The organism is Glutamicibacter sp. AOP12-B1-11, from assembly GCF_052379245.1.
In the GTDB taxonomy this organism is placed as follows: domain Bacteria; phylum Actinomycetota; class Actinomycetes; order Actinomycetales; family Micrococcaceae; genus Glutamicibacter.
Window position 1 is genome coordinate 1 of the sequence record NZ_JBQSYL010000028.1, and the last position, 17,779, is coordinate 17,779.

Consider the following 17,779-nt stretch of genomic DNA (forward strand, 5'->3'; position numbering starts at 1 on the left):
ATGCTTTTCGGAAACAATCAGCTGCAGGATTTCCATGGCAGAGGCTGCCGGGGCGTGTCGCCAGAAACAGGCAATGAGCTTATGAGTCATGCCCCAACGCTGCTTGGCTTCATCAAGACCAGCACTGATTCCGGAAATCACGTCGGACAGTGTCAGCCCGCGTTCCAAATGTGCTTGGGGATCAAAGAACAGTTCAACGTGACGAACACCAGAATCGTGTGCTCGCTGCAGGTAGGCGCGAGTGATTTCATGGAAATCTTCGCTGGTGCGCAGCACGGCCATATTCGCGTAGAAAAGATCAAGGAAGGACTGAAGGTTGTTAAAATCGTACTGCTCCCGCAGCTCCTCCACCGACTGGTAGGGCAGAGCGATCCGATTCTTGGCGGCAAGGGCAAAAATCGTTTCGGGCTCTAACGAACCTTCCAAATGGATATGTAGTTCGGCTACAGGCAGTTTCAAGTCTTGTCCTTTCGGAAAATGAGCCAAAGTATGGCTGCTTCGGTCCGTCGCAGCATCGGCGCAAGGAAAATATGCAGTATCCGTGGCGGACAAACTCCACTCAAGTTGCTCTGGCCACGTACTAATTGACCTGCTAGCCGTTTCTAACGATACTCTCCAAACAGAACGCTGGGCCCAAGGCATGATGAGGTGGCGATCACCCAAGTGCTGGAAGGACCGGCTTAGCTGCCGGTTTGAGATTCACCAGAATTACCAGACCAGAGCCTAATGAGTTCCTGGCGAATTCGGTTGGGAGTGGTTCCCAACCTTTTGAAGGCTTTGGACGCGATGCCTTCGCTACCGCGAAGCAGCCCCAATAAGAGATGCTCGGTGTCGACCAAGTCATGGCCTAGCTCTTTGGCCTCGTGCAGCGATAGCCCTAAGAGCTTCTTTACATGCTTGGTGATCGGCAGCTCGCCAGTAATTCCGGACTTCTCGTTGCCTGCCAACGCGTTGACCTGCTCGCGCACATTTTCGTAGGAGATGTTCAGGGCCTCAAAAGTTTTGGCAGGAATACCATCAGGTTCTCGCACCAGAGCGAGCAGGAAATGCTCCGTGCCTAAATGGTCGTCGTTTCGAGCAGTGGCTTCTTGCTGTGCCAAGACAACGACAAGCCGTGCTCGATCGGTGAATTTCTCAAACATGTCGGCACGGTCCTTCCCACCTAGTACTTCGATGCTACGCGCTTCACGGATCATGTGAAGAGAAAATGCCGTGCAGATTTTCAACGACACAGCGTATTCGCGAGCACGGCTAGGGGCCTCTGCAACCGTATTGAGGACAGTTTTTGGTTAGCGATTTCCGCACACCAAGTCATCGGCACAGCCCGGACATTAATCTACGACCGGCTATGCCGGTCCCATAACCTGGTATACCTCAGGACTGGACGACCAGGCGCAGACGCACTTAGCTCGCCAGCAATGAGTGGACGTACGCGTACTTTTCCGCCAACCGGGTTCGTACCGCGTCCTCAAGCAGCGCAGTGCGTTCCGGGGAGGTATTGTCCGCGAGGTCGGCGTACTTGACCATGAGTCCGATGGGGTTTGCCCGGACCCGGGCACAATAATCTTCGATTTGTTCCCCTTCACGTTTGGTCACCGATTCGATGGCATCGATGACCCGCTGCGGGATCCCAGCAGACAGAAGATCCGAGGAAGTGACCGCGCAATCTTCAAGGACGTCGTGTAGCCAGGCCACTGCGACGGCCTCTTCGCTACCGCCTTGTTCACTAACGTTGGCCGCCACGCGAGCAGGATGCGTAATGTAATCCGCGCCTGACTTATCGTTTTGCCCTTCGTGGGCTCGACGTGCAATCGTTTCGGCCAATGCAGGCAAAGAAGACTCAGGCATAGCGCTCCTAGATCTTTTGAGATGACTCGTAATGGTCGAGAAGTTCGGCTTCCGCGGTGTCCAGGTAGCCCAGTAGGGTTTGGGCTGCTTCGTTCCGTTGGCCGGAGGCCAGCAATTCAACAAGTGCAGCGTTTCGTTCCACATAGTGCGAATGGAAATCTGGGGCATCACTCATCGAATGGAAGACCAAGCGCATTTTGGCGAGAATTCGGCCCATGAGTTCGAGCAAGTGAACGCTCCCGGTGGCTCGCACCACGGACTCATGAAAACGTTGATTGGCATCAGCCATGCCTGGAACGTCCTGCGCTTTGGCCGCGGCGCGCGCCTCGACGATCGCCTGGGCCAGTGCCGGGACATCCAAAGCGGGCCCCCACGCAAGCGCTGCGGGTTCGATGGTGCGACGCACCGCGTAGATCTCACGGATGTCTGCGGCACCCGGGGAAGACACGAACACTCCACGGTTTGGAATTCGCGTGATGATCAATTCACTGTCCAAGAGCGTGAACCCCTCGCGGAGGGTATTACGTGAGACTCCCAGCGCGTCGGCCAGCGCCTGCTCCGACAGCTTAGAGCCTGGCAACAGCCGCCCCTGGGCGATTTCTTGGCGCAACGTCGAGGCCACCCAGGTGCTGGTATGCGCATGGGTGGATCCGCTGCCCAGCGGAATCGAAGTGTAGATCTCGTTCACGCTCATTCCTCTAATCTAGCCAGTGCTTCGCAGAATCCCGCATTGGCTAAGCGATGCTTCCCAATGACTCACCACGATTAATTGCCTGTCCCGGGTTAAACGATGCCGCGGTGAAGACTCCATCGCGATGCGCGATGACCGGTGATTCCATTTTCATTGCTTCCAAGACTGCCACCGTCTGGCCTTTGGCCACCGGGGTTCCGTCCTCGACCGAGAAAGAGACCAGATTTCCGGACATGGGGGACAGCAGTGCGTCGGCGTCGACCACCGAAGCCTCGCCTCCGCCTGCCCCATCCGAGGCGGAACCACCGTGGCGGATGGCGTGCACCAGCGCGGCAGGCAGGCCCAACGCCATCGCCTTGCCGTCTAGATCGATGGTGAGCACTTCACGCTCACCGCCGACGGACGTGGTGGCGATTTCCTCGCTATTTGCCAGTTCCTCGGCGAAGTCCGATTCGATCCAAGTGGTGTAGACCTTAAAGCCTTGCTCGGCGGTGAAGTCTGGATGCTTGGCGACGGCCCGGTGGAAGGGCAAAACCGTGGGAACACCCTCGATGGTGAACTCCGCCAGAGCCACCTGGGCGCGGCGCAGAGCCTGCTCGCGAGTCGCACCATGCACGATCAGCTTAGCCATCAGCGAATCATATTGCCCGGGAATATTCGAGGTGCTGCGCACCCCGGCATCGACACGAATTCCGGAGCCGGTAGGGACCTCGAACCGGGTCACGGTCCCCGGGCCGGGCAGGAAACCACGGGCCGGATCTTCGGCGTTGATGCGGAATTCGAAGGCATGGCCTACCGGCTGCGGATCTTCCTTCAAAGACAGTTCTTTGCCCTCGGCGATCCGGAACTGTTCGATGACCAGGTCCACTCCGGCAGTCTCCTCGCTAACGGGATGCTCAACCTGCAAACGGGTATTAACTTCCAGGAAGGAGATGAGTCCGTCCGGCGCAACCAGGTATTCGACGGTTCCTGCGCCTACGTAGCCTGCCTCCCGGCATATGGCCTTGGCCGACTCGTGGATCTTGGCACGCTGCTCATCCGAGAGGAATGGGGCTGGCGCTTCTTCGACGAGTTTCTGGTGACGGCGCTGCAACGAGCAATCGCGAGTACCCACCACGATGACATTGCCGTGCGTATCGGCGAGAACCTGTGCCTCGACGTGGCGCGGCTTGTCCAGGAATCGCTCCACAAAGCACTCGCCGCGGCCGAAGGCGACGGTGGCTTCACGGACCGCCGATTCGAAGGCATCCTCGATTTCTTCCATGGTGCGCGCAACCTTCAACCCGCGTCCGCCGCCTCCGAACGCCGCCTTGATGGCTACCGGCACGCCATGCTTCTCGGCGAAGGCGCGCACCTCGGATGCGTCGGCCGCTGGTGCATCGGTACCGGGCACCAGCGGGGCACCGGCGCGTACCGCAATTTCGCGCGCCGTCACCTTATTGCCCAATAGCTCAATAGCTTCAGGGGTTGGGCCGATCCAGATCAGCCCGGCCTCGATGACTGCGCGGGCAAAGCCGGCGTTCTCCGAAAGGAACCCATAGCCCGGGTGGACCGCGTCGGCCCCGGAGCGTTTGGCAACGGCGATGATCTTGGAAATATCCAGATAGGTTTCGGCACTCGAAGTCCCACCCAGCGCGTAGGCTTCATCGGCCCGGCGCACATGCAGGGCATCCGCATCGGGATCGGAATAGACGGCAACCGATACCAAATTGGCGTCGGCTGCGGCGCGGGCAATACGAACAGCGATTTCGCCGCGGTTGGCGATCAAGACCTTTTTCATGCCTGGGATCCTTCGGTGCTTGGGGTGGATTCGGAAAGTTCAAAACGAAGCTGTGAGCCTGGCGGCAACTGTGCCGCGGCGGATAGATCCTCGGCGATGACCGTGGCGATCACCGGGTAACCGCCGGTGACCGGGTGATCGGCCAGGAACAGCACTGGCAATCCCGAGGGAGGTACCTGCAAGGAGCCGAGCGCGACACCTTCGCTGGAAAGCTCGCCGGAGCGAACGCGTTCAAGCGCGCTGGCGTCCCCTTCCGTACCCAGCCGCACGCCGATGCGGTTGGACTCGCTGGTGACCAGCCAGCGCTGGTCCAGTAGTTTCGGCAGTCCGGCGGGGCCGAACCAGTCATCGCGCGGGCCAGCCTGGACGCGCAGAACATAGCAGCCCTCGGCATCTGGCTGGGGCAGGGTGCTCGGTTCGCCCTGTCCCACGATTTGCAGGTTCTCCGGCAGCGATACCGGCAGGAAGCTTCCATCCATCAGTGGAGCCGGACCCACCCCGGAGAGCGTGTCGGTGGACAGCGAACCCAGAATTCGGGGCAGCTGGATCTTGCCTCGAATCGAAAGGTAGCTGCGCAATCCGTTCCCGGTGGGCTCCAGATCCAGGCGCTCGCCGTCCAGCAGGGCGAAGGGCGCGTCCATGCAAACCTCGCGTTCGGCACGGAGGTCGTCGCCGGCCGCCGGAGTGATGCACAGCCTTGCTTCGGCTCCGCACACCGCAAGGACCTGGTCGCCGTGGGCGAGCAGGCTCATCCGACCGGTCAGGTTTTCGATGCAGGCAGAATCGGCCGTATTTCCAACCAGCCGATTTGCCTGATGCAAGGAGGCGAGATCGGCGGCGCCGCTGGCCGGTACGCCGAGCCCGCCAAAGCCCTGCCGGCCGGTGTCCTGGAGCAGGCTCTGCAAACCCGAATCGAGAATGGCCAATCCGGCACCCGTTGGAGCTTCGGTTTCGGTAGCGGCCGAGGCCGCCGTTTTCACGGTCAGCGCTTGGCGTGAGGCAATAAACTGCACACGGTCCTGCGGGCGGATGAGCGCCGGATTTTCTCGACCCAGATCCCACAGCGCGACATTCGTATGGCCGATCAGCTGCCATCCGCCGGGGGACTGGCGTGGGTAAACGGCCGAGTACTCACCGGCGAGGGCCACGGAACCGGTGGGCACCTGGGTACGGGGGCTCTCGCGGCGGGGAACCTGCAGGTCGGTGTTTTCTCCCAGAAGATAGGCGAAACCGGGCGCGAATCCGCCGAACGCCGCACGCCACTGCTGGCCGGTATGCGCGTTGATAACTCCCTGGGCCCCAAGGCCGGTGAGCTCCCCGACGGTTTCCAGATCCGCACCGTCGTAATAGACCTCGATGGTGACAAGTTTGCCCGTAGTTGCCGCTGCCGTGTTCAATGTCAGCTTGGGCAACAGCTGCCTGGCCTGCCGGGCCTGTTCGACGTTTTCGAATTTCACCATGAGCGTCGCGGCGGCAGCTAGGACGTCGCGTTGCCCAGGCAACGGTTGGGCCTGCAACAGGGCGTCGAGGGAAAGGACGGATTCGAGATCATCCAATTCGACGAGCACATCGTGGCTTCCGGCGGCGTGTACCGCGGTGATGCTCATGCGAAGCTCTTGATCTGCACGCCGGCCGATTCAAGTCCGGCGCGGACCGCGGCCGCCATCGCGACCGATCCTGCGGTATCGCCGTGCACGCAGATCGACTCGGCTGGCATCAGGATAATCGAACCGTCCACCGCCTTGATGGTCCCCTCGGTGGCCAGGCGGATCATGTTTTCGGTGACCAGCACGGAGTCGTGGAGCACGGCGTTCGCCTCGCGGCGCGAGACCAGGGTGCCCTCGGGGGTGTAGTTGCGGTCTGCAAAGGCTTCGGCGACCGGACGCAGCCCGGCGGCCTCGGCCTTGGCCAGTGCCACCGAACCGGGCAAGAGCAGCACCGGAAGATCGTCGCCGAACGCTTTAATGGCGTCGATGACGGCTTGAGCGTGGACCTCATGGTGCACGATGGTGTTGTAGAGGGCGCCGTGCGGCTTGACGTACTTGATGCTGGATCCCGCAGCTCGGGCCAAGCTCTGCAGTGCGCCCAGCTGGTAGAGCACGTCATCGGCGAGTTCGGTAGCGGAGCAGTCGAGGAATCGACGACCGAACCCGGCAAGATCGCGATATCCGACATGTGCACCGATGGTGACGCCCGCGGAGACTGCAGCGCGGCAGGTCTGCGCAATGCCGGTGGGGTCCCCTGCATGGAAGCCGCAAGCTACGTTGGCCGAGGAGACGGATCTGAAAATGGCCGCATCGTCGCCCATAACCCAATTGCCAAAGGATTCGCCTACGTCGGAATTCAGGTCGATGCATGTCATTTGTGATCCCCGTCTCGCTGTGCCGTTTATCTAAGCATGCACCAAAAATAGAGATTGTTCAACAATCTTTTGACTGGATCGTAAATTTGCTGTGCGGGGCGGGGTGCGGCCGAAGTGAAGGCAATCGTTAAAAGAGCGCGGGGTTCCGCAGCCACTGGCTGCTGAACCCCGCGCAATTTTGCCCGCGCTTCGGGCAATCGTGGCTAGCCGCGCTTTTCAACCGTCACGAAGAGGGAAAGCACCACGCCGGCCGTGCCGAGCAACGCACCAACGATGAAGGCAGCGTGGGCGCCGGCAAACAAGGCTTCGGCAAGCTCGGCGCCCTCTTGGAGCTTGGCGTTTGAGAGCGCCGTCAGCACGGTGATGAAGATGGTGGTGCCGATGGCACCGCCGAGCTGCTGGCCGGTGTTGAAGATGGCCGAGCCGTGGCCGTAGAGGCGTGGATTCACCGAGGCCATGGCCGAAGACATCAAGCCGGTCATGAGCAGTGCCAGGCCAATCGAGAAGACGCTGTGACTGAGCATGAACATCCATAGCTCGGTCTCGGTGGTGACCGAAACGTACATCCACTGTCCCAGCGCGAGCATGATGGCACCGGGGATCAGCACCGGGCGTGGTCCGTGCCTGTCGTAGATGCGACCAAAGATGGGCGAAACGATGGCCTGGGCCAGGCCGCCCGGCAGCAGCATCATGCCGATTGCCAGGGAGCTGATGCCCTTGCCGGATTCGAGGATGATCGGAACCATCATGATCGAGCCGAGCAAGGTGCCGAAGGCGATCATGATCATCAGAATCGCGAAGGTGAAGGTTCGCGAGGTGAACGGGGTGAGGTTCAGCAATTCCTTGCCCTCGCGGGTCAAGCGAATCTGGCGCCTGATAAATAGGGCCAGGGAGACCAAGCCGATGGCGAAGGTTGCCACGGTGAGCAGCATGTTTTCGCTGGCCTTGTCGATGGTGGAGATTCCGTAAACCAGCAGACCGAATGCAAGCGCGGAAAGAATCACGGAGATCACGTCAACGGGAAGTTTGCGCGTATTCGAGGGAAGCTTGAGGAAGATGATGCCCAAGGCCAGGATGATCATCGATAGCGGGGCCATCAGGACGAAGATGTAGTGCCATCCCCAAGCATGGACGATCGCGCCGGATACGGTTGGGCCGACTGCCGGTCCGACGGAGATCACGATGGAGTTCAGGCCCATCACCGCGCCGCGCTTGTGCATTGGAATCAGCGTCAAGGTGGTGGTCATCAGCAACGGCAAAACGATCGCGGTACCAATAGCCTGGATGATTCGGGCGGCAAGCAAGACGGCAAAGCTCGGGGCGAAGATGGCGAGCAGCGTGCCGATGAAGAAGCTGGACAGCGCGAAGATGAACAGCGAGCGGGTGCTGAAACGCTGCAGCAGGAAGCCGGTGGTGGGAATGACCACGGACATGGTGAGCAGGAATCCGGTGGTGAGCCATTGGCCGGCCGCCGCCGAAATATTCATGTCGGACATGATTCCGGGCAACGCCACGGTCAGCACGGTCTCATTGAGGATCATCAGGAAGGCGGCAAGTGCCAGTGCGCCGATGATTCCGGTGAGCTGTTTCGTGGTCAGTTCGGGTTTCTCAGGCCGCGGAGGGGCGGACTCGGCCTTGATTTCGGTGCGCTCGGAAGTCACGGATTCCTCTTTCTAGGTGATGTCAACTTTCAAATTCTGTCACAGAGTGACAGAATTTCGTAAGAAGAACTGGCAGACTGTGACAGGAAATAAGTTTTCGCCGTGCGGTCATGGGACGATAAATGCACGCAGAATGACAGGGGGAGCGCAATGGGAATTCGTGACGAACGCAAAGCCGCGACCAAACGGGAGATTCAGGCCGCGACCCTCGACCTTGTCGAAAGCTTGGGGCTAGAGGCCATCACGGTGGCGCGGATCTCCGAACGCGTAGGGATCTCGGACCGCACCTTCTTCCGCTATTTCGATTCCAAGGAATCCGCTATAGTTCCGGGCCAGCGAGAACTGATCAACGCGCTCGTCGCCGCCGAAATGACCCCGGGAAGCTCCGCCGCAGAAATTTTTCACGCACTGCTCGAAGTGTGCCGCGGGCACTTCAGCGTTGAAGTCAGGCACCATGAATTCCGCAGGATCTCAAGGCTCATGCTGCAGGATCCGAAGCTGCTCATGATCGCCACGCGGCGTGAGCAGGAACTGGTCGTAGCGCTGAGCCAATCGTTGATTGACCGCGAGCTGCTGGATTCGATCCAAGCCCTGCTGCTTGCCGAAATGCTGGCGACTACCTGGCGCGTTGCGTGGCAATGTTTCGCCCATGAAGAACGGGCGGGAATTGATTCAAAGCCTGCTGAACTTTTTGAGAAGGCGGTACTGGGTCTGGCGCAAATCGCTTCATTGCCCGCTCCGAGCGCCGAAAAGACGCCATAGCCCGCTTTGAGTTATTGCGCATTAACTTAAATGTGACGAACTGCTCTACCGCCATTCATCCCGGCATTTCGGGGCTAAACGCTGTGCTGCCCGGGGAAATCTGGGCACCCAAAAGTGTGGTGCAGGCCAAAATCAGGTAAGTTTGGAACGTTGAGTTTAGGGCGGTTAGCCCGCTTCCGCACGACGTTCAGGGAGACGCCACACCTATGGCCAAGATTATTTACACCCACACCGACGAAGCCCCGATGCTGGCAACCCACTCGTTCCTGCCGATCGTGGAGGCCTTCGCGTCGACCGCCGGTGTTGAACTTGAGACCCGCGACATTTCGCTGGCAGGACGCATCATCGCCACCTTCCCGGACTACCTCGCCGAGGAACAGCGCATCTCCGATGCCCTGGCAGAGCTTGGCGATTTGGCCAAGACCCCAGAGGCAAACATCATCAAGCTGCCGAACATCTCGGCTTCCATCCCGCAGCTGAAGGTCGCCATCGCCGAGCTCCAGGCAGCCGGCTACGCGCTTCCGGATTACCCGGAAAACCCATCCTCGGATGAAGACACCGACGTCCGCGCACGCTACGACAAGCTCAAGGGCTCGGCAGTGAACCCTGTGCTGCGCGAAGGCAACTCGGACCGCCGCGCGCCGTTGAGCGTGAAGAACTACGCACGCAAGTACCCGCACTCCATGGGTGCCTGGGCAGCCGACTCGAAGACCAATGTCGCCACCATGGCCGCCGATGACTTCGCCTCGAACGAGAAGTCCGTCGTCATCGACAAGGACAAGAGCATCTCCATCCGCTTCGTGGGCGAAGACGGAGAAGTCAAGGTTCTGAAGAAGCCATTCAAGGTCCTCGAAGGCGAAGTCATCGACGGCACCGTCCTGCACGTGGCGGCACTGTCCGAATTCCTGAAGAACGCAGTGGCCCGCGCCAAGGAAGAAGGAGTGCTCTTCTCGGCACACCTGAAAGCCACCATGATGAAGGTTTCGGACCCAATCATCTTCGGCCACGTCGTCAAGGCGTACTTCGCCGAACTCTTCGAGACCTACGGCGACGAGCTGGCAGCAGCCGGCCTGAACCCGAACAACGGCCTGGCGGCCATCATCGCCGGACTGGACGAGCTCTCCGACGACGTGCGCGCCGGTGTGGAGAAGCTGATCGCCAAGGGACTTGAAGAGGGCCCAGCGGTTGCCATGGTCGATTCCGACAAGGGCATCACCAACCTGCATGTCCCTTCGGATGTGATCGTTGATGCTTCGATGCCAGCAATGATCCGCCTCGGCGGCAAGATGTGGGGCCCAGATGGCAAGGAAGCCGAGACTTTGGCAGTCCTGCCAGACTCCTCCTACTCGGGCGTCTTCCAGACCGTGATCGAGGATTGCCGTGCAAACGGCGCCTTTGACCCAACCACCATGGGCACCGTGCCAAACGTTGGCCTGATGGCTCAGAAGGCCGAAGAGTACGGCTCCCACGACAAGACCTTCGAACTGGCGGCCAACGGCCACGTCCAGATCCTGGACGAGAACGACGCGGTCCTCATCGAGCACCAGGTCTTCGCCGGTGACATCTGGCGTGCCTGCCAGACCAAGGACGTTGCCATCCGCGACTGGGTCAAGCTTGCCGTGAACCGTGCCCGCGCCTCGGCCACCCCGGCCGTATTCTGGCTGGATGAAAAGCGCGCGCACGACGCGGTGCTGATCACCAAGGTCAACGAGTACCTCAAGGATCTGGATACCGCCGGCCTGACCCTCGAGATCCTGGATCCGATTGCGGCCACCAAGTACACCATCGAACGTATCCGCCGTGGCGAGGACACCATTTCGGTGACCGGCAACGTGCTTCGCGACTACCTGACCGACCTGTTCCCAATTCTGGAACTGGGCACCTCGGCAAAGATGCTCTCGATCGTTCCGCTGCTTGCCGGCGGCGGGCTGTTCGAGACCGGTGCCGGTGGTTCGGCTCCAAAGCACGTCCAGCAGCTGGTGAACGAAAACCACCTGCGTTGGGATTCGCTCGGCGAGTTCCTGGCCCTGGCCGCTTCCTTCGAGCACCTGGCCACCACCAATGACAACGCCCGCGCTCAGGTGCTGGCTGACACCCTTGATGCCGCGACCGGCACCTTCCTGTTGGAAGACAAGTCGCCAAAGCGCAAGGTTGGCCAGCTGGACAACCGTGGCAGCCACTTCTACCTGGCTAAGTTCTGGGCAGAAGAACTGGCCAAGCAGGACAAGGACGCTCAGCTTGCTGAGGCCTTCTCCGCAGTTGCCAAGGCACTGGGCGAGAATGAGGAAGCAATCGTTTCCGAGCTTGCCGAGGTCCAGGGCAAGGCAGTGGATATCGCTGGTTACTACCGTCCGGACGAGGCCAAGACCTCAACCGTAATGCGTCCAAGCGCCACCCTGAACAAGACGCTGGAACTGCTGACCAAGTAGTCCTAGCCGGCCAAAAACCGTGGGCACCAACTCGAAAGAGTTGGTGCCCACGGTTTTAACCTGAAGTATCTGAACTCGTGCATAGAGTTTCCAGGATCAGCCTTCGACCGCGGCAATCGAGATGGTCACTTCGCTGGCGCGCAGCTGCTGAAGCTGGAATGAGACGGCCTCGGCGTAGTCAGGAAGCTCGATCTCTGCGTACCTGACCGGGCTCTCTGGCGAGCAAAGAATCTCCAGCTGGCCTCGATTGTTCTCGGTGCCGCCAGCCCAGGGGATGTGTGTTGCTTGGTCCTGACCGTTGCACCGGACCGCAATCGAATAGCGACCGCCGGCGATAGCGCGGCCGATGGAAATTTCTTGATTATTGTTCTGAACAACCGTAGATAATACGGCGATCTCATGGCCCTGCAAGGACGGCGGGGCATCGTCGTTCGATCCAGCTGGCCGTATGTCACCTGTGGCATCGCAAGCAGCCAGCTGCGTCGCCACGGCAAATGCCGCAGCCACGACTGCGAGAGGTCTTAGCTTCAATTTCATTCCTCGCTGAGTTGGTTTCGGAGCAAGCCCACGAGGGGCCGCTTATTAGCCTAGCCACTAAAAGTAAAACTACGGTAGAGAGCTCCGACGGTGTCCGACCGATTGAGCGGCGAACATACGTTGTCCAAGAAAGTAATGGTCTGTGCCTCCGAGCGCACGGGTTGATTGCCCGCTGGCACATGGCGAGTGAACGCTTCCTCCAAGGTGTTGGCCGACGCTGTGGCACACCACGCGTGTTGTTTCGCGTGGCTCCAACTGCCAGACTCTACCTATGCAAGAAGTCTGGGAACTAGTACATGCCGAACGCAAGGCACTGATCGATGACCTGTCCGTCCTGAGCCCGGAGCAGTGGGAGCGTCCATCGATGTGCTCGGGGTGGACGGTTCACGACGTCGCCGCTCATCTCGTGAACAACGCGCGCACCACCACCCCTGGGCTGCTGCTCGCCATGCTCCGGGCGCGCTTTGATTTCGACCGGCAAAACTCAAATGGAGTCGCCGCCGAAAAGGGCGCGACTCCGCAACTGACCTTGCAGCGGCTGCGCGAAGTAGCTGTGCGCAAGAGCGGGCCGCCGGCTCCGCTCGCCAGCCGACTCGTCGAAGAAGTCGCCCATGGCGAAGATATCCGCAGGCCCTTGGGGATCACCCGCAGCTATCCGGCGCAGGCCGTCACCGCGGCTATTCGCTACCAGACCCGGACGAGCCAGTCCTTTGGCGGCGCGAAGGAACTGGCCCAACGCGTCAGCCTCGTGGCCGAAGATGCGGGTGTCATCTTTGGCACCGGACCCGAAGTCCGCGGCCCGGCGCTAGAGCTGCTGATGATCGCCACCGCCCGCGAGGCGCGCGAGGGCAGCCTCTCCGGACCCGGCATCGAGTTGCTTTAGTCGGGCAATGGCTTCGGCGAGCTACAGCCCGCGCCCGGCCTCCCAGAGGTTATCCGCCGTACCTGCCAGCAAGGCATTCAGCGAGACCGCCTGGGCATCAGTGAACGAGGCAATGTAATCCACGATCGCTCGGGCCTGGCCCAAACGCTGCACCTCATCCGGTCCGGCCTGCAAGAAAAGCTCGGGGGAGTGCGCGCGCAATTGACGGTATTCGTCGGTAGCGGCTTCCACCGAATCAAGCAGCCGGCGCGGGGCACGCGCCGCATCCTCCGCGTCGTTGAGCCAACTATGGAAGCCCTCGGCCAAGGACCTGACGATGCGCGTCTGGCCACGCTGGTACACGGCCAAATCCGAGCGGTCCAGCACAAAGCGCGAGTGCACGAACTTCAGCACGCCCACATCGTGCCAGGCCTCCTTGGTGAGGCGGACGTGTCCGCTGCGGATCGTCGGATTGCGTTCCACCGTGACGGATTCCTGCAGCCGGTCGATCCAGCGCCGGGTGAAAGCGGTGACCGCCCGATCCGCCTCCAGGCCACCGTCATAAGGAACCGCCAGCAGCCCCTCGACCAGGTCATGGCCCACGCGTTGCACCGAGGCGCGGAAGGCCTCCGCGTCGGCGATCCACGGGTCCTTTGCAAAGGCGCGCCGCCAGGTGGATTCCAAGGCGTGGCCCGGCTTGCGCAGGTCGAGATCGGCCTGGCGCATGGCAGCTAGCTGCGCCGTTTGATCGAGCCAGGCACGGAACTCGGCCGAAACGGTGGTGTACTGCAAGATCCCTGCACGGTAGAAATCGTCGAGGTCGTGGACCGCGTAGGCGATATCGTCGGCGATATCCATCACGGAGCTTTCCAGGGTCTGCTGGAATTTGCCGATGGCGGGGAACACCGAGAGCACATCGCGCATTTCGGCGGCCTCGATGTCGTAGGCGGAGTACTTCAAGGCTCCCGCCGCCGGGTCGGTCCCCACCCCGCGGGGCAGCATTTCCGGGGCGAGCGGAGCCATAGTGCGCCATTCGTTGCGAGTCCACGGGTATTTCAGCACCGCGCCGCGTACGGCACGGGTCAGATTCATCCCGCGTGGTGTGGCATCGCAGCTATCCAGCGCGGTGAGGATGCGGAAGGTCTGCGCGTTGCCTTCGAAGCCGTCGGGCAACCCCAAGGTATTGCGGGCAACACGATCCAATTCCTGCTCACCCAAATGCCCGAATGGCGGGTGGCCCAAATCGTGGGCCGCGGCCGCCGCCTGCACGACCACGGGGTCGCAGCCGCCGAGCTCGGCGACGAGTTTTCGGGTTGGCTCATCTGCGGTGCGCAAGCGGATCGCGATGGTGCGGGCCACCGCGGAGACCTTCAAGGAGTGCGTCAACCGGTTGTGCACGGTGGTGCCCGAACCCGCCTGCGGAATCACCTGGGTCACCGCCGAGAGGCGCGAGAAGTACGGGGAGAATCGAATGCGCTCGATATCGATGCGGAACTCGTCCTCACCTGTACGGTTAGCCTCGTCGATCGCGCGTTCCCGGCCGCCGGTGTCATGGGTTTTCTGCCTGATATCCATCGTAGGAACCAGCCTAGGCGATCGGAACCCGGGGAGCAGGCAAGGAGAGAAAATTGGTGAGGCTAATTCTCCTGCAGTGCGCCGCGGACCACATGCAGCGGATCGTCTCCCGCGGCGAGGCGTTGGGCCTGTTCAACGGCCAGGTTCATGGCCAAGTCGATGAACATCAGGGTATTTCCGGCAATATGCGGGGTGATCAAGCAGTTCGGGGCCGACCACAAGGGGTGGGCAACGGGCAGCGGTTCGGGATCGGTGACATCCAATGCCGCGTGCAGCCGCTCGGACTGCAATTCGGCAAGCAGCGCGTCGGAGTCGAGAACCGGTCCGCGTCCCACATTTACCAGCAGGGCCTGATCCGGCATTTGGGCCAAGAACCCGGCATCGACGAGTCCGCGTGTCGACGGGGCATCGGGCAGGGCCACGATCACGACCTGTGCCTGAGGCAAAAGCTCTGGCAGCTCATCGATCCCATGGACCGGAGTGCCATTTGCCAGCTGCCGAGCACGGCTGGCCACCGCGAACACCTCCTTGGGTTTGAAGGGCAGCAGGCGTTGGTAGATTTCCTGTCCGACTCCGCCGAATCCCAACAGCAAGACGGTGGCTCCATGGAGCGTGCCGCCCCAGAGCGGATTCCAATCCCGCTTGAGCTGTTGAGCTCCTGCCGCGGGAAGCTCGCGCAGCGAAGCCAGAACCAAAGCCAGCGTGTGCTCGGCGGTGGCGTCTTCCACCGCCCCGCGGGAATTGCTCAAGCTGACGCCGGGAGCCAGATGCTCTAGGATCCATTCGTAGCCAAGGGAGAGCAGGTGCACGTGGCGCAGTCCTGGAATCTGCGCAACCCGTGCTCGCCGCTCGACTTGCAGCGGACGCTCGGTAATCAACATATCTGCTTCCGGCGCTGCTTCGTCCGAGTCGTTGAGGTGCCAGTAGATCGGAGTGATGCCAGGCAGATCCAGTTTCATTGCCAGCCGGCCATTGGGCACAAGCACTCGTAAAGTCAAAGGGTTTCCTCCCGAACTGGTCACACCGGCGACATATGTTTTTTGGTGCGAGCCTCGGAGCTTATTCTGCGCATCTTTGCCAAACCGTGCAAGTGCCTTGTCCTTGTGTGAAGCGCACGCTGATTAGGCGAATCAGGTGCTTCATGATGTTCTGCTGATTATCAAGATGTTAGAGTTTAGGCATGTCGCAGCCGGAAGAATACGTGAAAACATCCAACAAGTCCCAGGCGAATACCAGCTCGTCGATCTTCATGTATTTGGGATGCACGGTGATGGTTCTTGGTCTCGCCAGCCTCATTCTGGGCGGCGGAATCAGCGGCGGGCTGCTGCTGCTCTCCGGTGCCGTGCTGTACGTGGGAACCACCATCACCGAAGCAATCCGCACTAAATAGCATCGCCGGCCGTGTTGGCACCTCGGGGCCAAGGCGTTGCGGAAGATCCGGATGTGTCGTCCTGGCCTTGTAGTTCCGATAGGTACCGTTGGTAGTTCAGCGATCCTTATCTTGGGATACTCCGTGCGGAATCTTCCATAACCTGCGCGAGTATCGATTCGACGATTCTCAAATCTTCAGCAGGCTTTCGAACGATCTTGCCGCGCTTGTTGCCGAAGTCCGTGAAATCAATGATGACAAGCTTCAAGTCGTGCTCCGGAATAAGTTCTGCTTTGCGGGCATCGTAGATTCTGCGCTGTTCGCCGCGTCGTCGTCCGCTCGCCGTGATTTTGTCGTCGAAGAACGGCACGGATTCGGTGTGCTGCCTTTCGTGATATTCCACGACGACTCCTAGTTCAGCCCAGTAACCGTCCACCGGTAGCGGCTTGACTTTTCCATTCTTGGCCGACGGATCGCCGACGAGCCAAGGGAACGTTTGCTGGCCTGTCCGCTTTGCCGCCAGCACCTGGTCGCAGAGCTCGAGCACGTAGTGCTCGTCGCTGTCAGCGCGTTTGCTGAGCGTGGGTGCAGGCAGGTGCTTCGGCGGCGCTGGCACACGGTGCCTGCTGCACCACCCCAGCTCCCAGCCGAGTGAATCGTCGAAGTAGTCGGCGTAGGCAACGGGGAGATCAGCCAGGCTATGAACTTGGGACAAAAGCATCGCGTACCAGTCGGTATATTGCTTGTTTCCATTCTCCTTGCCGGTACTGCGCTGGAGTGACGGCATCGCCTCAAGAATTGCTTCCGCAACGCTCACATGGCCGACATCTTCGGGAAATTGGATGTCATTGTTGAAGACGTTCTGGCCAGAGGTGGAGTAGAGGCAACGCTCTTCGGCGTTATAGGGGTCGCCGAACTCATCCTCGAGGTTCCATTCCGTGACGTTGAAAATAACAATCCGCCAGGCCGTACCTGAGGCATTCATTCCGGGCAAAACACGCAGACCGTAGTAGCCCAAGCGGTGCAGCAGTCCAACGGCTTCAAGTATTCGCAGAGGAAGCTGAGAGTCCAATTGATATCCTTCGATCGCGGTTTACTAAATGCTGACATGTCCTACCGACAGTTGGGACTAACGCCGTTCGCTCAAGGACGCCTCGGCTCGATTACTTGAGAACCCGGAGAATCAGCCTAGGCGGCGGAACCGCACTAAGTAGCATCGTTGACCGTTTTGCGCATCGTGGACAGGGAGCTGGCCCCTCAGCCTTCGGTGTCGGTGGCTTCCAGCTCGGCCAGGAACTTGGCAAGCCGCGCGCTCCGGGTCTTCTCGGTCCGGGCAATCATCAGCTGGTGCAGGATGTGATAGCGCGGCTGGGACTTCAACGCGGCGAAATTCTTGGCAGCAAGCGGGGCGCGGTCCAGCGCATCTTGGAGATCTTGCGGCACCTGGGCGGTGGCTTGGCCTTGGTACGCGCGTTCCCACCGTCCATCGTCCTTCGCCTTTTGGATCTCCGCATACCCTCGCGGGCGCATGCGGCCTTGGTCGATCAGCTCCTGGGCATATCCAGTATTCTTCTCCGACCAGACAGAGGCCTTGCGCCGAGGGGTGTAGCGCTGGAGGAAAGTCGTCTCATCGCGCTTGCGACGAATGGCATCAATCCATCCGCTGCATAGCGCCTCGGGCAGGGCTTGGGTGACAGTCAGCGAAGTCGGAGTGGTAGTCCCTTTCTTCGCTACAACCAGCCATACGCCGTCGCTGGTCTCTTCGTGCTCATCGAGCCATGCCCGCCATGCGGCAACGTCGGGAAGAATCAAAGCATCGTCAGGATCCATGCCATCTATCCTGCCCCTAGTTGCTGATTGCCGCTAGGGATGCATCCGGCGCCAGGACAATTGCTCTGGACCG

General features: G+C 60.6%; 17 protein-coding genes. 4 read left to right on the forward strand and 13 right to left on the reverse strand.

The window, feature by feature from the left end:
• From ACT3UQ_RS15495 to ACT3UQ_RS15530, 8 genes are all read right to left on the reverse strand, one after another.
• Positions 1 to 552, reverse strand: a 552-nt coding sequence (locus ACT3UQ_RS15495) for an adenosine deaminase family protein (RefSeq protein WP_444637476.1), incomplete at its 3' end; no start/stop codon positions are given.
• 128 nt (positions 553 to 680) lie between these two features.
• Positions 681 to 1,226: a Clp protease N-terminal domain-containing protein gene (locus ACT3UQ_RS15500; protein WP_444637477.1), complete on the reverse strand. Its 546-nt coding sequence runs from the start codon at positions 1,224 to 1,226 to the stop codon at positions 681 to 683.
• A gap of 178 nt (positions 1,227 to 1,404) precedes the next feature.
• On the reverse strand, positions 1,405 to 1,848 hold the full coding sequence (locus tag ACT3UQ_RS15505) for an HD domain-containing protein (RefSeq protein ID WP_105570049.1): 444 nt from the start codon (positions 1,846 to 1,848) through the stop codon (positions 1,405 to 1,407).
• A 7-nt stretch (positions 1,849 to 1,855) separates the two neighbouring features.
• On the reverse strand, positions 1,856 to 2,542 hold the full coding sequence (locus ACT3UQ_RS15510; RefSeq protein WP_444619555.1) for a GntR family transcriptional regulator: 687 nt from the start codon (positions 2,540 to 2,542) through the stop codon (positions 1,856 to 1,858).
• Between the two features lie 40 nt (positions 2,543 to 2,582).
• Positions 2,583 to 4,319 carry an acetyl/propionyl/methylcrotonyl-CoA carboxylase subunit alpha gene (locus ACT3UQ_RS15515; RefSeq protein ID WP_444637478.1) on the reverse strand — a complete coding sequence of 579 codons (1,737 nt, stop codon included), beginning with the start codon at positions 4,317 to 4,319 and terminating at the stop codon, positions 2,583 to 2,585.
• Positions 4,316 to 5,926 carry a carboxyltransferase domain-containing protein gene (locus ACT3UQ_RS15520; RefSeq protein WP_444637479.1) on the reverse strand — a complete coding sequence of 537 codons (1,611 nt, stop codon included), beginning with the start codon at positions 5,924 to 5,926 and terminating at the stop codon, positions 4,316 to 4,318. The genes ACT3UQ_RS15515 and ACT3UQ_RS15520 overlap by 4 nt, the downstream gene beginning before the upstream one ends.
• Positions 5,923 to 6,681: a LamB/YcsF family protein gene (locus tag ACT3UQ_RS15525; protein ID WP_096289068.1), complete on the reverse strand. Its 759-nt coding sequence runs from the start codon at positions 6,679 to 6,681 to the stop codon at positions 5,923 to 5,925. The genes ACT3UQ_RS15520 and ACT3UQ_RS15525 overlap by 4 nt, the downstream gene beginning before the upstream one ends.
• Positions 6,682 to 6,884: 203 nt before the next feature.
• A complete protein-coding gene (locus tag ACT3UQ_RS15530) occupies positions 6,885 to 8,342 on the reverse strand; it encodes an MDR family MFS transporter (protein WP_255248536.1) in 1,458 nt (485 codons plus the stop codon).
• A gap of 150 nt (positions 8,343 to 8,492) precedes the next feature.
• Between ACT3UQ_RS15530 and ACT3UQ_RS15535 the strand changes: the two genes are divergently transcribed.
• Entirely contained in the window at positions 8,493 to 9,104 is a 612-nt protein-coding gene (locus ACT3UQ_RS15535; protein ID WP_096289066.1) for a TetR/AcrR family transcriptional regulator, read from the forward strand.
• 206 nt (positions 9,105 to 9,310) lie between these two features.
• The gene (locus ACT3UQ_RS15540; protein ID WP_444637480.1) at positions 9,311 to 11,533 is read left to right on the forward strand and encodes an NADP-dependent isocitrate dehydrogenase; all 2,223 of its coding nucleotides are present in this window, start codon (positions 9,311 to 9,313) and stop codon (positions 11,531 to 11,533) included.
• A gap of 96 nt (positions 11,534 to 11,629) precedes the next feature.
• Here the strand turns inward: ACT3UQ_RS15540 and ACT3UQ_RS15545 are convergent, their stop codons facing one another.
• Positions 11,630 to 12,064 (reverse strand): hypothetical protein, encoded by a 435-nt coding sequence (locus ACT3UQ_RS15545; protein ID WP_141393620.1) that lies wholly within the window; start codon positions 12,062 to 12,064, stop codon positions 11,630 to 11,632.
• A gap of 277 nt (positions 12,065 to 12,341) precedes the next feature.
• Here ACT3UQ_RS15545 and ACT3UQ_RS15550 point away from each other — a divergent pair, with 277 nt between their 5' ends.
• Positions 12,342 to 12,953: a maleylpyruvate isomerase family mycothiol-dependent enzyme gene (locus tag ACT3UQ_RS15550; RefSeq protein WP_096289060.1), complete on the forward strand. Its 612-nt coding sequence runs from the start codon at positions 12,342 to 12,344 to the stop codon at positions 12,951 to 12,953.
• Between the two features lie 21 nt (positions 12,954 to 12,974).
• Here ACT3UQ_RS15550 and ACT3UQ_RS15555 read toward each other — a convergent pair whose 3' ends face one another.
• Both ACT3UQ_RS15555 and ACT3UQ_RS15560 read right to left on the reverse strand, forming a co-directional pair.
• Positions 12,975 to 14,507 carry a deoxyguanosinetriphosphate triphosphohydrolase family protein gene (locus ACT3UQ_RS15555; protein ID WP_096289058.1) on the reverse strand — a complete coding sequence of 511 codons (1,533 nt, stop codon included), beginning with the start codon at positions 14,505 to 14,507 and terminating at the stop codon, positions 12,975 to 12,977.
• Between the two features lie 62 nt (positions 14,508 to 14,569).
• Positions 14,570 to 15,505, reverse strand: a complete 936-nt coding sequence (locus ACT3UQ_RS15560; RefSeq protein WP_146112490.1) for a 2-hydroxyacid dehydrogenase — start codon at positions 15,503 to 15,505, stop codon at positions 14,570 to 14,572.
• 182 nt (positions 15,506 to 15,687) lie between these two features.
• Here ACT3UQ_RS15560 and ACT3UQ_RS15565 point away from each other — a divergent pair, with 182 nt between their 5' ends.
• Entirely contained in the window at positions 15,688 to 15,897 is a 210-nt protein-coding gene (locus ACT3UQ_RS15565) for a hypothetical protein (protein WP_444637481.1), read from the forward strand.
• Positions 15,898 to 16,003: 106 nt separating this feature from the next.
• On the opposite strand, the gene ACT3UQ_RS15570 is transcribed toward ACT3UQ_RS15565, so the two are convergent.
• Complete coding sequence (locus ACT3UQ_RS15570) at positions 16,004 to 16,948, reverse strand: hypothetical protein (RefSeq protein WP_444637482.1); 945 nt, start codon at positions 16,946 to 16,948, stop codon at positions 16,004 to 16,006.
• Positions 16,949 to 17,133: 185 nt separating this feature from the next.
• The gene (locus tag ACT3UQ_RS15575; RefSeq protein ID WP_105554160.1) at positions 17,134 to 17,706 is read right to left on the reverse strand and encodes a YdeI/OmpD-associated family protein; all 573 of its coding nucleotides are present in this window, start codon (positions 17,704 to 17,706) and stop codon (positions 17,134 to 17,136) included.
• Between the last annotated feature and the right edge of the window lie 73 nt (positions 17,707 to 17,779).

Bases quoted from the DNA above. Each gene is read 5' to 3' on its own strand.
- ACT3UQ_RS15520 (WP_444637479.1), bottom strand. From the start codon at position 5,926: ATGAGCATCACCGCGGTACACGCCGCCGGAAGCCACGATGTGCTCGTC.
- ACT3UQ_RS15510 (WP_444619555.1), bottom strand. From the start codon at position 2,542: ATGAGCGTGAACGAGATCTACACTTCGATTCCGCTGGGCAGCGGATCC.
- ACT3UQ_RS15550 (WP_096289060.1), top strand. From the start codon at position 12,342: ATGCAAGAAGTCTGGGAACTAGTACATGCCGAACGCAAGGCACTGATC.
- ACT3UQ_RS15575 (WP_105554160.1), bottom strand. From the start codon at position 17,706: ATGGATCCTGACGATGCTTTGATTCTTCCCGACGTTGCCGCATGGCGG.
- ACT3UQ_RS15505 (WP_105570049.1), bottom strand. From the start codon at position 1,848: ATGCCTGAGTCTTCTTTGCCTGCATTGGCCGAAACGATTGCACGTCGA.
- ACT3UQ_RS15565 (WP_444637481.1), top strand. From the start codon at position 15,688: ATGTCGCAGCCGGAAGAATACGTGAAAACATCCAACAAGTCCCAGGCG.
- ACT3UQ_RS15515 (WP_444637478.1), bottom strand. From the start codon at position 4,319: ATGAAAAAGGTCTTGATCGCCAACCGCGGCGAAATCGCTGTTCGTATT.
- ACT3UQ_RS15555 (WP_096289058.1), bottom strand. From the start codon at position 14,507: ATGGATATCAGGCAGAAAACCCATGACACCGGCGGCCGGGAACGCGCG.
- ACT3UQ_RS15535 (WP_096289066.1), top strand. From the start codon at position 8,493: ATGGGAATTCGTGACGAACGCAAAGCCGCGACCAAACGGGAGATTCAG.
- ACT3UQ_RS15525 (WP_096289068.1), bottom strand. From the start codon at position 6,681: ATGACATGCATCGACCTGAATTCCGACGTAGGCGAATCCTTTGGCAAT.
- ACT3UQ_RS15540 (WP_444637480.1), top strand. From the start codon at position 9,311: ATGGCCAAGATTATTTACACCCACACCGACGAAGCCCCGATGCTGGCA.